Here is a 14609-nt window from a genome sequence, read left to right on the forward strand (position 1 = left end):
TCCTCCTTAATCCTTCGTAAAGCCTAATAGAACACCGCCGATAATGATAAGAATACATCCTGCAATGACGAGAAGAATCTGCTTCCTGGATTTCTTTTCACCTAAGAAAAACAAACCTCCAAGGGTAGAAATAACAATCCCTGTTTGAGATAGGGAAAAGCTCGTTGCCACCCCGATGCGTGGAAGAGCGAGCAGCAAGCCCAGATTCCCCGATGCCCACATCAGACCGGTCAAGATATTTCGTACCGTATATTTTGTAAAGGGCTTATGCCTGAACGTAATGACAACCGCCCCGATAAACATTCCAATCGCCTGAGGCAAAATCGCTTCCCATCCGTCAATATCAAACCATCTTAAAATGACGACATAGGCTATGTATCCGCAACTGGATAACAGTAAAGTGAGTAGACCCTTTTTCAGTTGAGCCCCTTTGTCTCCGTCGGATTTTTGTGTGAATGATGTTAACACCACACCGATAATCAGAGCGAAAACGGCTCCGCTACCGAGGAGGATCGTTTCTGTCGTTTTCCATTCCTTAAACACTAAAACGCCAAAGAGAGTCGTTCCGATCAGCTGCATTCCCGTTGAAATCGGAACGGTTTTCGAAACACCTATGTATTTCACACTCGCTAATTGGTTCACTTGTCCGACAGCCCAGAAAATGCCGGAAATAAAGCCGATTCCCCACACAAATAACGTCAATTCCGGGGATTTGATGAAGAATACGCCCATCGCAAACAACAGTGACCCAATGGTGATCCCAACCGTTTGACTGTAGGCATTCCCTCCAAGCTTTACACTTACAAACACAAGGCTTCCCCATGCTACTGCGGGGATCAGGGCTAAAAGAATCCCTATCATACGTCCACATCCTTTTTTCCAACAATAATCATAGTTTTCCTCTGAAACGAACATTCTAGCCATTCATGACAGGAGAACCACTATTTTTTCCACTCTCTGATGCATACCCTCATTTTGTCCGGTATAATCACTTGGGTGAGGTGGAAATATGGATCATCAGCATGCGAAGAAAGTAGCACATGGACAAACGAATACAATATGGCATTTCGTCCTTAATCAAAATGGAGAAATTAGAGGTACTCAAAACAAAAATAAGAAAGCGCTGGTTTATCATCAACGCTTTCTTATTTCTCATTTTGTAGAGGTATGTATCGGCACAATCACTCGCTCATTCTCGACATTCACAATGACGTGTACATCTCTGTCGATGGAAAGATCCTTGAATCGTAATGAATATAAGCCGGTGGGATTTTTTTCGATGGATTGGATGACGACCTGTGAAAACCGGGGGTCTTTCACAACTAATCTGACGACGCTTTCCTCGGTTTTACTTTGTTGATCCGTCAGAAAAACCAATTGATCAGCGGCAGCCCTGCGAGGGTAGGACTCCTTGAGCTCACCGTCAAACGTCACATTCACTTTTTTGCCCATCTTTATATCATCTTTATGCAATTTTTTTTCTTTATCTGTCTTCATGACGGTTTGGTCACTGAACGAAAACCAAACATCATTAATAAGCACTTGATTGCCTTCAAGCTGGGTCACAAAGCCTATGAAATTTGCGCTGGCTTTTGATGAATTTACAGAGGTTGAAGGTCCACAACCGGTAAACAGAAAACAGAAACAAAGGATCAGAACAGTCAAACACTTCTTCATAGACTCCCCCCTTATTAGATTAGACGAATGAGAGCATGATTTGGTTTCACTATTTTTTGAAAAAAAGGTTATTTCCTACTTTTTCTACAAAAGATGGGAATAATTGATAGATGACGCTCCCCACATTCATCCATCGCGGCAGATTGATTTCCCTCCTATTTGTAAAAAGGGCTTCCACGACTTTTTGAGCGACATATGCAGGATCAAGCATAAACTTTTCTACATTCTTCACATACGTCCCTGATTCATCGGCAATGGAGAAAAAATCTGTGGCAATCGGCCCGGGATTCACTGCAGTCACCCCCACACCGTACCTTTTCGCTTCCATCCTTAAACTGTTCGTATACCCCAGTACAGCATGCTTAGAGGCAGAGTACGCACTCGATTTTGGCGAAGCAAACTTACCTGCCTGAGAGGCAATGTTGATGATATGACCAGAACCTTGTTGACGCATATAAGGAAGAGCTTCCCCCGTACATGCCATAAGCCCAAGAACATTCACATCCATCATTCCCTTTACATCCTGGAAAGACGTTTCATGTGCTTCCTGGAATATTCCATAGCCTGCATTATTGATCAATGCATGAATCGCTCCGAAGTCATCCAGGATGGTGTGGAAGGTTCGTGGGATTTCGCCGTAATCCGTGACATTTAACGGATACACTTCCACCTTACAGTTGTATTCGGTCATGAGCTTTTCTTTTAATGCTTCAAGCAGATGTACACGACGTGCAATCAAGGCAAGATTGCCGCCGTTTTCTGCTACTTTAATGGCCATTTGTTCCCCGATCCCTCCAGAGGCACCGGTAATGACGATGGTTTTCCCTTGTATTCTTCTGTTCATGTCTGGTCCCATCTTTCTAGGCAAAATAATAATAGATTCCTTCATTCATTTCTTTCTTTATGTAATGAAGGGATTCAAGATAATCCAATTGTCCGATTGTTTCAGAGAGTGTCAGGCCAAGTTCCTTTTGATAGACGGAAGGAAATAATGCCTTACAGATGTCAAATACGGTCAGACGATTACCTTTGATCATTTCGAGTACACCACGTGCTCTTTCATCCTGTTTCCCTAATCTCCTGGGAATTAATCCATGAACATCCGTAATGTCGTCCCCATGACCGGTGTAGGCAAGGGAAATGGGAAAGTCCAATAACTTTTTCAAAGACGCATTGTATTGCAGCAATGGCTTTGAACGTTCAAACTCCCCTTCAAAAGGTGGTTCAATGAGAGGATTAGGAGAAATAGTCGCAAGTATATGATCTCCGGCTATCAGAACACCATCACTCTCCCTGTAAAAAGACAAGTGACTCTGAGCATGCCCTAATGTTTCAATGATCGTCCAGTCTTCCATCCCGGGAATGACGTCCCCTTCCTTAATTTGAATATCCAGTTTTCGGTTCCCCATAAATTTCAAGGGACTCTTGAACTTATGGATTACTCGAAGATACTCTTGAGGTAAACCGGATTCAATGCCTAATTGAAGGAAAAAGCGATCATACACTTCATGAAAATGGTCATTGCGATCCAACCAAAACTTGTTATAGGAATGCCCATATATTTTGACCGTCGAAGAGAACCGATCAAGCAACCCTGCGTGATCGGGATGATGATGGGTCAGAACGATTTGTTCTATATCTTGAGGTGTATACCCCAAAAGGGATAATTGATCGGTCAACTGTACCCAGGCCGTGTCTGTAAGCGGCCCTGCGTCCACCAACGTCAAGGAGTCCCCTTTCACCAAATAAACATTCACATCTCCAACGGCAAATGGAGTTGATAGAGTAATTTTTGCAATATCATTCACTAAGGTTGTCATAAATTCACCACATTCTTCATAATAAAAGGGTAGGCAGTCAAAACGACATGCCCTTCCCTTTCAAGCATTCATTTCTTTGATGTTAACAAAAAATGAATGACTCTTCATTTAATAGTGTACATTTTTTCCTAACAAATGTCATTTTTAAAATGATTGAATATACTGAAATAAACACTTGACAGATAAGCTGTCTTTCTATGATAATCACCTATAATATACGTTTACTATTAAAAAGTCACCTTACATAACAATAATTAAAAAAGCGATGATAAAGAATAGTAATGAATAGATGATGTTAGAGATCGGTGCTCACCGGCTGAAAGGCACCGTCATCCCCTCTATTTGTGAACCTGCCTTTTGAGCGTCTTAAAGCAGAACGTTTTTCCAGCGTTACTTGGAAGTGAAGTGTGTTCATTTCAACCATTGAGGAATGAACAAAACAAGGTGGTACCACGGAAGCAGACCCTTTCGTCCTTTATGGATGAGAGGGTCTGCTATTTTTTTCGAAAAAATGGAGGAGGAATGAACAAATGAAGACATTGTTTATTGGAGCAGGGTCGATGGCTTACGCTTTAATGAGTGGAGCACTGAAGGCCGGGGTCCTGAAGAATGAAAACGTGCATGTAACCAATCGGTGCAACCAAGAGCGCTTAAATGAAATCGTGCACAAGTTCGGTGTGCGTCATGTGGAACATGATTCCCCATACGACGTCGTCATTCTGGCCATGAAGCCAAAAGACTTTCATGAAGCAGCAGATTCTATTAAGACCCACCTTTCAAGGAATACGTTGGTCATTTCTGTTTTAGCAGGGATCACCATGGAGCATATTAGCGACAAACTCGCCTTTAACGGAGCCATTGCAAGAGCCATGCCCAATACAAGTGCGGCCGTGGGAAAATCAGCTACGGCAGTATCGTTCAACCGGAACCTTTCTGACTCCCAGAAAGAATGGACGACGACACTATTTCAATCCGTCGGAACAGCAGTGGAAGTAGAGGAAGAAAAATTAGACCTTATAACGGCTTTATCGGGCAGCGGCCCTGCTTATATTTATTATGTAGCTGAATTACTTAAGAACGCGGCAGTAGAGTTAGGTCTGCAGGAGGAACTCGCTAAAAGCCTCGTTACCCAAACGATTGCAGGGGCAAGTGTAATGCTTGAAGAATCCGGTTTGGAAGCCCGGGAATTAAGGAGAAACGTGACCAGTCCAGGTGGAACGACTGAGGCGGGAATCACCACATTGGAAGATTACCAGGTTAGAGATGCGTTTTTCCAATGTATCTCCTCTGCGAAAAGCCGTTCTGAAGTTCTTGGGAAGGAATTAAAAAAACAATCTTTAAAGAAATAAGGTGAAAACCCATCATCATTCGCAAATTTATATTTCCATTGATACAATCAAAGCAAAAAAGAAGGTCGGCACAATGATTTTCCTACTCATTCTACTATACACTGTACTTGTGGTCTGGCTGGTTCTTACCATAGATGTGTGGAGGGGGGTATCAAAGCTCTCTTCCATTCAAGACTTCTCCCATACAGATCAAGGGCCGCCGCTGTCTGTCATCGTACCGGCGAAAAACGAAGAAGAAACGATAACAGATAGCATCCTGTCGCAGCTGAAACAGGACTATCACCACATTGAATGGATCGTAGTCAATGATCGTTCAACAGATGGAACTCCTGAAAAGCTTGAAGCTTTGGTCGAACTGGATAAACGAATCAGTGTCCTTCATATCGACTCACTGGAACAGGGATGGCTGGGGAAAAATCAGGCATTATATAAAGGGTATCAAATGGCAAAAGGAGACCTGATCCTTTTCACCGATGCCGACGTCATCTTTACAGACCCCGCCATCTTATCCAGGGCGGTGTCCTTTCTTCAATCACAGAACCTGGACCACGTTACCCTGGCTCCTTATATTCGATCGGGATCCTTTTGGCTAAAATGCTTTGTGGCTTTTTTCTTATTCGGTTTCTCTTTTTATAAAAGACCCTGGAAAGCGAACGACCCCTCCTCTAAGACAGGCATGGGCATTGGAGCCTTCAACCTCATCACCCGTCCGGCTTATGAGGAAATCGGTACTCACGAAGCAATTAAGCATATGCCCGATGATGATCTGCAGCTGGGGGTCCAGATAAAGAAACACCATAAAAAACAATTCTTCCTCACGGCCCTTCAGTCTCTGGAAGTGGAATGGTACCGATCCTTGAAAGAAGCCTTCAACGGATTGGAAAAAAATACATTTGCAGGCCTGCATTATTCCATACTTCTCGTTGTGTTTGCCATGTTTGGAGTCTTCTGCTCTACCGTACTTCCTTTCATCACGATTTTTTCAGCGTCACTTTCAATTCGAATCGTGAGTCTGTTGATCATTTTATTCATTGGCATCACGTATTTCAAAGTCATAAAGCAGATGACGAATGAGTCTCCTCTTCTTTTTCTTGCATTACCCGTAACAGCCCTACTATTTATCTATTCCATCGGACGAGCTACGTTTTTAACCTTTAAACGAGGCGGAATCGAGTGGCGTGGAACGGTTTATTCATATAAGGAACTGAAGCCGAAAAGAAAGTAAAGCACATTTCTTTTCTAACAAAAAAGGTGTTGTTATAATTCATGTGCAGTACTATTTAGCAACCCGAAATAAATACAACGTCATGGAAGGTGATCGGAAATGAACGCAAAGCTATTTCAACCATATGCACTTAAAGATGTAGAATTGAAGAACAGAATTGTAATGGCACCTATGTGCATGTATTCTTCTCATAACGAAGATGGAAAAGTCGAGAACTGGCATCGTACTCACTATACAAGCCGTGCAGTGGGTGGCGTCGGGCTTATCATTCAGGAAGCTACAGCTGTCACTCCCCAAGGAAGAATCTCCCCGCAAGATTTAGGGATTTGGGATGACGGTCATATTGAGGGATTAAGAGAGTTAGTGGGATTAATCAAAGAACACGGTGCGAAGACAGGCATTCAACTTGCTCATGCAGGAAGAAAGGCCGTTCTCGAAGGGGACATTCTTGCTCCATCTGCAATCCCGTTCAACGATGAGATGAAAACACCTGTCGAAATGACGGCGAATGATATTAAAGAGACCATCACTGCCTTCATCAAAGGAGCCGAAAGAGCGAAGAAAGCGGGCTTTGATGTGATTGAAATTCACGGGGCACATGGGTATCTAATCAACGAATTCCTGTCCCCGCTTTCCAATAAACGTACAGACGAATATGGCGGATCTGCTGAGAACCGCTACCAATTCCTTCGTGAAGTCATTGATGGAATTCAACAAGTATGGGAAGGACCTCTCCTTGTTCGTGTTTCTGCGAAAGACTATACCGAAGAAGGATTGGACATTGAAGACTATGTGGTGTTCGCCCAATGGATGAAGGAACAAGGAGTCGATTTGATCGATGTAAGCTCCGGTGCCGTCGTACCTGCACGGATTCCGGTGTTCCCCGGTTATCAGGTGAAGCTTGCTGAAACCATTAAAAAAGAAGCGAAGATCGATACTGGTGCAGTCGGGCTGATTACGACTGGTATACAAGCAGAAGAAATTCTGCGAAACGAACGTGCCGACCTCGTCTTACTCGCACGTGAATTACTTCGTGACCCCTACTGGCCAAGAACGGCGGCCAAAGAGCTGGGTGTAGAGATCGAGGCGCCTAAGCAGTATGATCGCGCCTGGTAAGAAATGTTTTGTCAGAGACTTAAAGAGAGTTGCATGTCAACAGACATGCAACTCTCTTTTTTACTCATATACTTTTTGGGCTTCATACCTGAACCCTAAACAACGGTAATTTTGTTTTTGATACATCAATCTCGGGGTATCGTCTCCATCCGCTACCAGTATCACGGTTTTTTCAGGGAATTGTCTCATGACGAACTGTTGCAGCCTGCTGCCGATCCCCTTCATTTGAAACGATTCATGAACCATGAGTCCATCGATTTCTGCTGTCCCGTCTTCAACGATCACATCCACGGATCCCGCCGGGGTCCCCTTATAGAAAGCGAGGACCTGCATCAAACGGGGATTTTGAAAATTCTTCTTATGCATGCCGACCTTTTGATTTGCAAAGGCTTCACCGTACTCTAAATCCTGCCTATATTGAAAATCCAGGTACGCATCCAACTCCCTGTCGGTCACCACTTTCACTTCAATATCAGAATGATCGTCTATAGAAGGAAATTGACCAGGTTCTATACTGTATAATTCATTAAAACCTGATTCATACCCTTCACGTGAAAAATGATCCATCAATTCCTCTGATAGTTTTGTATCCTGGGGAAAATAAAATTTCACATGCTTTTGCCCTTTTGATAGATGAAATTCTCTTAAAAAGTGAGCAGCCTCTTTAAATTCAGCCAGGGTTGGATGTTTTTTGAATTCAAGAAAGTTACTATCATACCTTGTTAACATTTCTGGAAAATGAATATGTTTATAGTGATCATTCTCACTTATTTCATGTCCTGGATTGTAAATATGGTCAAATGTGATTTCCTTCATTCGTACTCCCCTTTTCCTCTATGAACTTACTCCCAGACCCGTTGAACAGATACAGCGTCTTCTTCGACTTTTACTACAAATACATCAGGATTGGAAAGGGCAAAAAGCTCATCATATCCGTATTTCCCATCAAACAATCTTAAAAGCAGCGTCGTTAAATTTCCATGACTCACACACACCACATGATCTTCTTCTCTTTCTAATATGTCTTCTATAAAGGACCTTGCTCTCCACATTGCCTGCTCATTCGATTCTCCACCAGGTAAAACAAGTGAAAAGTCATCAAAGCTCTCCTTTAACTTTTCCATCCAATCAGGAAGTTCCCGATCACTTAACACTCTTTCTCCCAAGCGATCGTCTTCTTGAATCGTTAATCCGGACATTTTGGCAAAGGGTGCTATCGTATCTATGGCTCTTACAAAAGGACTGGAATAGATCGCCTCAATCGATCGGTTTTCCAGAAATGCAGCCAGTTCGACTGCTTGCTGTTTCCCCACCTCTGTTAACGGCGAATGAAAAGGCTGCCCCTCGGCTTTCGCATGACGCACCAAATAAATTGTCTTCATTTGCTTCCCCTCACTTCTTTACAGGTATTACATACTCCATGAAGTCTTTTGCGATATATGATTCTGGAAATACGTCCCTTGCTTCCCCCTCCAATTCTTCCCATGACTCTTTTGCATATCGAGAGGAAATATGGGTTAAAAACAGCAATTTAGCCCCTGCTTTTAAAGCGGTCTCTCCGGCTTGCTTTGTCGTCGAATGGAAATACTCCCGAGCCATTTCCTCCTGATCACGATTGAAGGTCGCTTCATGAATGAGTACATCTGCTGACCTACCTAAATCGACAGCACTCGAACAAACCCTGGTGTCTCCAAGAATCGTGACAACCCGTCCTGGAATCGAAGGTCCAAGAAAATCCTCTCCATTAAGTTCAGTGCCGTCTTCCAGCTTGACGGATTCACCTAATTTCAATTGCCTGTAGACGGGTCCAGGTTGAATCCCTCTTTCCTGTAATTGATCAACTTGAAGGACACCCGGTTTATCCTTTTCCACCACACGGTATCCGAAGGTAGGCAGAGCATGATCCAGCTCCCTCGCCTCTACAATAAATCCTTCATCTTCAAAAATGGCCCCTTCTTCGATCTCGATCACTTCCAGGGGATATTGAAGATGCGTACGGCTGACTGATAGAGACACGTGAATATACTCTTTGATGCCCTTAGGTCCATATACTGTAAGCTTTGACTCTCCACCTTGAAAGGAGCGGCTGCCTAATAATCCTGGCAACCCATAAATATGATCCCCGTGTAAGTGGGTGATGAAAATCTTCTCTATTCTTCTCGGTTTCAAGCTAGTATGTAAAATTTGATGCTGCGTTGCTTCCCCACAATCAAAAAGCCAAACCGCACCCCGTTCTTCTAATAATTTTAAAGCAATACTGGTCACATTCCGCAGTTTTGCGGGTACCCCTGCCCCGGTTCCTAAAAATAATATTTCCAACTTATTCACTCCTATGATGAGCCCTACTGCCATTATTTTAGCACATCCAACGATCATTTACCTTTCTCTCCCATCGTTCATAACGCGTTATCTCCCCCTAAAATACAAATGAGTAATAAGAACGTGAATTAGAGCCAATATAATGACGTAGAGATTTTGAAAAAACGTTTTCATGTTTTTAATGAAGAAAGTCATCAGCATATAATTTGCTAATTGAACCATAAGTCTTTAAAATTAAGTAATTGTATAGGGATATTAAATAAGAAGACATACATTAAACAATCTAGCAACAAGATAAAGTGAGGTCATGACATTGAATAATTCAACTGCACCATCATCTCTCATTACGATTTTTGGAGCCACTGGTGATTTAGCAAAAAGAAAGCTTTATCCATCTCTTTATCACTTGTTCCGTAAAGGGAAAATTTCGAAGCGTTTTGCCGTTGTAGGGGTAGCACGCCGTGAATGGTCGAATGAAGAGTTCCAGGAACACGTCAAAACATCTGTACATAAAGCGTTAGGCAGTAACGAAAACATAGATGAGTTCGTCTCTCATTTCTACTATCAGCCGAATGATGTTTCAAACAGTGACTCGTATAAAGCGTTGAAAAACCTTTCTGATGAACTGGATGCAACATATGAGTTAGAAGGAAATCGCATTTTCTACCTGGCGATGGCTCCTGAATTCTTCGGAACGATTACAGAGCAGTTAAAGAATCAAGGTGTAACCGATACAAACGGTTTCCAAAGACTTGTCATCGAAAAACCATTCGGTCACGACCTGCCTTCAGCCGAAAAACTGAATAGCCAGATCCGCGAATCGTTCTCTGAGGATCAAATTTACCGTATCGACCACTATCTTGGGAAAGAAATGGTTCAAAACATCGAAGTCATCCGCTTCGCCAATGCGATGTTTGAACCCCTATGGAACAACCGTTACATCTCCAATATCCAGGTCACTTCCTCTGAAGAGCTGGGTGTCGAAGATCGTGGACGCTATTACGAAAAAAGTGGAGCTCTTCGCGATATGGTTCAAAACCATCTGCTTCAAATGGTTGCGCTGCTTGCCATGGAGCCACCAATCAAATTGACGACAGACGAAATCCGCAGTGAGAAAGTCCGTGTATTACGATCCCTGCGTCCGTTTGAACATGAAGAAGTGAAAGATTATTTCGTGAGAGGTCAATATGGATCTGGAACATCCGGTAATCAGGACCTGCCAGGTTATCGTGAAGCAGACAACGTTGATGATCAATCCAATACCGAGACTTATGTTGCAGGAAAACTGATGATCGATAACTTCCGTTGGGCTGGGGTTCCATTCTATATCCGCACAGGAAAGAGAATGGAAACAAAGTCAACGAAAATCGTCATCCAATTCAAAGATATTCCAATGAACCTGTATTACAATCCGGATAAGCCGCTTGCACCGAATTTATTGGTGATTCACATTCAGCCTGAAGAAGGAATTACCCTTCACTTAAACGTGAAAAAATCCGGACAAAACATTGAAACGACTCCAGTGAAACTAAACTTTGCTAACACCAGTGTAGACGGGATGAACACGCCGGAAGCATACGAAAAGCTTCTATTCGATTGCCTGCGCGGGGATGCAACCAACTTCACTCATTGGGATGAAGTGAAGCTATCCTGGGCATTCGTCGATAAGATTTCTGAAGTATGGGAACATACACGTGACGGAGAATTCCCGAACTACGAAGCAGGATCAATGGGTCCGAAAGCAGCCGACAACCTGCTGGCTAAAGATGGCTTTTACTGGTGGCCAATTGCGAATCTAGACGTAGACCAATGCTGAGGAAGGTGTGGAAACAATGAAAATTTATGATGTAACAGCTCCAATCTTTAATGGAATGCCTGTATATAAGAATAAACCGGAAAAACAACCTACGATCGACACAAAAACGAATGGTCATGTAACAGAGTCCCGCATCTCAATGGATGTTCATACAGGAACACATGTTGATGCTCCACTTCACATGATCAACGAAGGTGAAACCATCGAAACCATCGATATCGAACAGCTCGTCCGCCCCGTTAAAGTATTTGATCTGACAAAAGCAGATGAGAAAATCAGCCTGAAAGATATCGACGGATTAGAAATTGAAGAAAATGATTTCATCCTCTTTAAAACAAAAAATTCATGGGATACCGAATTCAACTTTGAATTCGTCTATGTAGCAGAAGATGCAGCAGCGTACCTTGCAGACAAAAAAATCTCAGGGGTTGGAATCGATGCACTTGGGATTGAAAGAGCCCAGGAAGGACACCCTACTCACCGCAGTTTAATGGGAAGCGGAGTCATCATCATGGAGGGACTTCAACTGAAAGACATTGAAGCCGGCCAATACTTCATGGTTGCCGCCCCACTAAAGATTGAAAACACCGATGCATCACCTGCTCGTGTGTTGTTGTTCGATGAATTGATTGGGTGAAATGAAATCTTAAAACGACTCTCTGGTTTCCCGGTGAGTCGTTTTTTCATGTTTAGGGGGGCTACCCATCCCACACTAAGAATCATCCATTTCGAGTATAGAACGGTCATCTCTAAACTTTTCTAACGTAAGTCCTACAACAGCCTTTTCATTCTAATAATGAAATCTAAAAGCTTGAGGATTCATCCCTCAAGCTTTTGTGTTATTCCGTAATGTAGGTTTGGTGAGCTTACAATCCGGATAGTGAATGGAAGGAGCATAATACGAGAGCTTCTTCATGAAGTAACATGCTTCAGGGAAATGATGCTCAAGAAACCGGAGTGTAGAATTATTCAGCACTTCGTCCTTCACATACATTTGCAGAACGTCCTCGACCAGCTTAGTGAAAGCTACAACCTGTATTGAAACATCTTCAGCAAATCGGATTTGAGCCGGGAAACCAGGTTGAGTAAAGTGCAAATAACCTTTGAACATATCATTTTTCACCATGAATTGTGAAAATTGGACCATTAAAGCACTTGCCCTTTCAATAAGATCAATTTCGACGCTATCCAGTATATCAACTAGTAAAGCCGCATGTCCCCGTTGATCGTCAAGCCACAAATCCAATAAATTCACCAGGGAAAGAGCCTCATACTCATTCCCTTTCATGTAGCTCTTCAAAATACGTAAATATTCCCTATTCTCTGCCAATGTCCCATTCAAGTAGCTCGGAGACAAATTTAAATTCACCTGATTGAATAGCCGTAAATGTAAAAGATGGCCTTCAAACGTATAATATTGGTAGGAGACATCCTGTGCCCATTCTGAAAGCTGAATCATTTCAGAAGCTGAAGGAGGCAAATTCCTTGGGACTTTCTTCATTTCCTCCTCAACATTTCCGAACCACTCAATGTAATATTCCGCCTGCTTGACCCATTTATCTTCTGTGGGGCTTAAATAATCACGGATAAAATAGGCATGATCTTTTAATATCCCCAACCAAAACTCATGTTCCTGCCAGGGTGTAATCTTCTCAAATCCCATAGAACCTACCCCTTTCTCCCTTTACTTAACTTTATTAAGTTAATGGGACGTTCATGCTTAGAATAAAAATGTCTGTTTTGGAAAAAATAGCACAAACTGTTATCAAATGAGGACTTATTATGCGCTTACGAACATTATTGAAAAAACTGACATTGAAAGAGGAAATTCCAGCACAAAAGAAGCATCCAAAACCCCACCCGGGCCTTGATGAACATCCACTGGATTTCAAGCATATTTTTGAACAATTTCAGGACTGTGAAGATATACAACATCGCCAATTTAAAGAGCTTGGTATCCAATTTATATATTTTGACTACCTTGTAGATAAACAAATTCTTAAGGAAGAATTATTAAATTGGCTAAATAAAGGAGAAACTTGTGAGGTACATCGAGAAATAGAATCTTCGCAGTTAAAAGAAGTATCTTCAAATAAACAAGCAGTGATTTCTGTTTTAAATGGAGATGTTGTCCTTAGTTTTGAAAGTCGAGTTTATTCTTTAAAAGCTAATGGCGGGGAAAGCCGCAGTATCGAGGAATCTGAAACAGAGTCGATCATATTAGGGCCACACGAGGCATTTATTGAATCCACCGATGTGAATATTTCGCTCATTCGAAAGAGAGTGAAAAGTTCTCATTTAAAAGCCGTCAACTTGAGCGCTGGTGAAATCACCAAAACATCTATTACGTTAATGTATCTTGAAGATATAGCTCCACAAGAGGAGTTGGAACTCTTAAAGGAACGCATTGATGATATAGAATACAGAGATATTCTTGACACCAACATGCTTGTGCAATTGATTGATGATCAACCTCTCTCTCCCTTTCCTCAATTTTTCACGACAGAAAGGCCGGATGTGGTGGCCTCTAAACTACTGGCTGGCAGAATAATCGGTATTGTTGACGGAAGTCCTTATGTTTTTTGTGCCCCGGTCAGTTTCTTTGATTTCTTCCAATCAGCTGATGATTACAGTCAAAGGTGGATAACGGGAACGTTTATCCGATTATTGAGGATGTTTGCTTTTGTCATAACGGTTGCATTAACTGCACTTTATGTATCCATCACAACCTTTCATTATGAAATGGTTCCCCAGGAGTTGCTACCGAGCTTGATTGAATCTAGAAGCAAGGTACCATTTCCGCCATTGCTAGAAGCCATTTTTCTGGAATTGGTTATTGAACTTCTAAGGGAAGCAGGTGCACGGCTACCTACTAAAATTGGTCAAACAATTGGGATTGTAGGGGGGATTGTAATTGGACAGGCTGCAGTGGAAGCTGGGATAACAAGTAATATATTAATTATAGCTGTTGCTGTTTCTGCTATATCATCCTTTGTCATCCCTAGCTACGTGATGAGTGCTTCCATTCGTATAGTACGATTTTCATTCATTATATTGGCAGGTTTGTGGGGAAATATGGGATTGGTGTTTGGACTTGGGGTATTAATCATACACTTGACCTCTCTAACATCCTTAAAGACCCCATATATGATCCCATTCTCTCCAACTTATTTTAGCGATTGGCTCGACACAATGATCAGGGCACCCTTTATGTTCATCAAGAACCGCCCGGCTCAGGTGAGAACAAGTAATGAGGAAATAAATAAGATGAAAAAGTAGGCGATTGT

General features: G+C 42.3%; 14 protein-coding genes and 1 other annotated feature. Of the genes, 6 read left to right on the forward strand and 8 right to left on the reverse strand.

What is annotated here, in order from left to right:
• Positions 1-6: 6 nt before the first annotated feature.
• The 4 genes from ACXAF2_RS03305 to ACXAF2_RS03320 all read right to left on the reverse strand — a co-directional run bounded on the left by ACXAF2_RS03305 (position 7) and on the right by ACXAF2_RS03320 (position 3497).
• Positions 7-858, reverse strand: coding sequence for a GRP family sugar transporter (locus tag ACXAF2_RS03305; RefSeq protein WP_475139085.1), 852 nt, complete (start codon positions 856-858; stop codon positions 7-9).
• 294 nt (positions 859-1152) lie between these two features.
• Entirely contained in the window at positions 1153-1677 is a 525-nt protein-coding gene (locus ACXAF2_RS03310) for a DUF3221 domain-containing protein (protein WP_475137353.1), read from the reverse strand.
• A gap of 49 nt (positions 1678-1726) precedes the next feature.
• On the reverse strand, positions 1727-2521 hold the full coding sequence (locus ACXAF2_RS03315) for an SDR family NAD(P)-dependent oxidoreductase (protein ID WP_475137354.1): 795 nt from the start codon (positions 2519-2521) through the stop codon (positions 1727-1729).
• A 16-nt stretch (positions 2522-2537) separates the two neighbouring features.
• The gene (locus ACXAF2_RS03320) at positions 2538-3497 is read right to left on the reverse strand and encodes an MBL fold metallo-hydrolase (protein WP_475137355.1); all 960 of its coding nucleotides are present in this window, start codon (positions 3495-3497) and stop codon (positions 2538-2540) included.
• A 256-nt stretch (positions 3498-3753) separates the two neighbouring features.
• Positions 3754-3976: a binding site (T-box leader), on the forward strand.
• Positions 3977-4027: 51 nt separating this feature from the next.
• On the opposite strand from ACXAF2_RS03320, the gene proC reads away from it, so the two are divergent.
• The 3 genes from proC (at position 4028) to namA (ending at position 7187) form a co-directional block, all read left to right on the forward strand.
• The gene (gene proC / locus ACXAF2_RS03325; protein ID WP_475137356.1) at positions 4028-4846 is read left to right on the forward strand and encodes a pyrroline-5-carboxylate reductase; all 819 of its coding nucleotides are present in this window, start codon (positions 4028-4030) and stop codon (positions 4844-4846) included.
• A gap of 73 nt (positions 4847-4919) precedes the next feature.
• Positions 4920-6071, forward strand: coding sequence for a glycosyltransferase family 2 protein (locus ACXAF2_RS03330; RefSeq protein ID WP_475137357.1), 1152 nt, complete (start codon positions 4920-4922; stop codon positions 6069-6071).
• A 99-nt stretch (positions 6072-6170) separates the two neighbouring features.
• Positions 6171-7187, forward strand: coding sequence for an NADPH dehydrogenase NamA (gene namA / locus ACXAF2_RS03335; protein ID WP_475137358.1), 1017 nt, complete (start codon positions 6171-6173; stop codon positions 7185-7187).
• A 60-nt stretch (positions 7188-7247) separates the two neighbouring features.
• On the opposite strand, the gene ACXAF2_RS03340 is transcribed toward namA, so the two are convergent.
• From ACXAF2_RS03340 to rnz, 3 genes are read right to left on the reverse strand one after another with little or no spacing between them, the layout of a single operon-like run.
• Positions 7248-8003, reverse strand: a complete 756-nt coding sequence (locus tag ACXAF2_RS03340; protein WP_475137359.1) for a GNAT family N-acetyltransferase — start codon at positions 8001-8003, stop codon at positions 7248-7250.
• Positions 8004-8029: 26 nt separating this feature from the next.
• Positions 8030-8569: a histidine phosphatase family protein gene (locus tag ACXAF2_RS03345; RefSeq protein ID WP_475137360.1), complete on the reverse strand. Its 540-nt coding sequence runs from the start codon at positions 8567-8569 to the stop codon at positions 8030-8032.
• A 10-nt stretch (positions 8570-8579) separates the two neighbouring features.
• Positions 8580-9506: a ribonuclease Z gene (rnz, locus tag ACXAF2_RS03350; protein WP_475139086.1), complete on the reverse strand. Its 927-nt coding sequence runs from the start codon at positions 9504-9506 to the stop codon at positions 8580-8582.
• 307 nt (positions 9507-9813) lie between these two features.
• On the opposite strand from rnz, the gene zwf reads away from it, so the two are divergent.
• On the forward strand, positions 9814-11322 hold the full coding sequence (zwf, locus tag ACXAF2_RS03355; protein ID WP_475137361.1) for a glucose-6-phosphate dehydrogenase: 1509 nt from the start codon (positions 9814-9816) through the stop codon (positions 11320-11322).
• Between the two features lie 16 nt (positions 11323-11338).
• The gene (locus ACXAF2_RS03360; protein WP_475137362.1) at positions 11339-11959 is read left to right on the forward strand and encodes a cyclase family protein; all 621 of its coding nucleotides are present in this window, start codon (positions 11339-11341) and stop codon (positions 11957-11959) included.
• A 189-nt stretch (positions 11960-12148) separates the two neighbouring features.
• Here the strand turns inward: ACXAF2_RS03360 and ACXAF2_RS03365 are convergent, their stop codons facing one another.
• A complete protein-coding gene (locus ACXAF2_RS03365) occupies positions 12149-12985 on the reverse strand; it encodes a DUF2935 domain-containing protein (RefSeq protein ID WP_475137363.1) in 837 nt (278 codons plus the stop codon).
• Between the two features lie 119 nt (positions 12986-13104).
• On the opposite strand from ACXAF2_RS03365, the gene ACXAF2_RS03370 reads away from it, so the two are divergent.
• Complete coding sequence (locus tag ACXAF2_RS03370; RefSeq protein WP_475137364.1) at positions 13105-14601, forward strand: spore germination protein; 1497 nt, start codon at positions 13105-13107, stop codon at positions 14599-14601.
• Positions 14602-14609: the final 8 nt, after the last annotated feature.

The organism is Rossellomorea sp. ABR4_004, from assembly GCF_056159585.1.

What these genes read in the sequence shown, in the direction of transcription:
- ACXAF2_RS03310 (WP_475137353.1), bottom strand. Translation starts at nt 1,677, where the DNA reads ATGAAGAAGTGTTTGACTGTTCTGATCCTTTGTTTCTGTTTTCTGTTT.
- ACXAF2_RS03315 (WP_475137354.1), bottom strand. Translation starts at nt 2,521, where the DNA reads ATGAACAGAAGAATACAAGGGAAAACCATCGTCATTACCGGTGCCTCT.
- ACXAF2_RS03320 (WP_475137355.1), bottom strand. Translation starts at nt 3,497, where the DNA reads ATGACAACCTTAGTGAATGATATTGCAAAAATTACTCTATCAACTCCA.
- proC (WP_475137356.1), top strand. Translation starts at nt 4,028, where the DNA reads ATGAAGACATTGTTTATTGGAGCAGGGTCGATGGCTTACGCTTTAATG.
- ACXAF2_RS03330 (WP_475137357.1), top strand. Translation starts at nt 4,920, where the DNA reads ATGATTTTCCTACTCATTCTACTATACACTGTACTTGTGGTCTGGCTG.
- namA (WP_475137358.1), top strand. Translation starts at nt 6,171, where the DNA reads ATGAACGCAAAGCTATTTCAACCATATGCACTTAAAGATGTAGAATTG.
- ACXAF2_RS03340 (WP_475137359.1), bottom strand. Translation starts at nt 8,003, where the DNA reads ATGAAGGAAATCACATTTGACCATATTTACAATCCAGGACATGAAATA.
- ACXAF2_RS03345 (WP_475137360.1), bottom strand. Translation starts at nt 8,569, where the DNA reads ATGAAGACAATTTATTTGGTGCGTCATGCGAAAGCCGAGGGGCAGCCT.
- zwf (WP_475137361.1), top strand. Translation starts at nt 9,814, where the DNA reads ATGACATTGAATAATTCAACTGCACCATCATCTCTCATTACGATTTTT.
- ACXAF2_RS03360 (WP_475137362.1), top strand. Translation starts at nt 11,339, where the DNA reads ATGAAAATTTATGATGTAACAGCTCCAATCTTTAATGGAATGCCTGTA.
- ACXAF2_RS03365 (WP_475137363.1), bottom strand. Translation starts at nt 12,985, where the DNA reads ATGGGATTTGAGAAGATTACACCCTGGCAGGAACATGAGTTTTGGTTG.
- ACXAF2_RS03370 (WP_475137364.1), top strand. Translation starts at nt 13,105, where the DNA reads ATGCGCTTACGAACATTATTGAAAAAACTGACATTGAAAGAGGAAATT.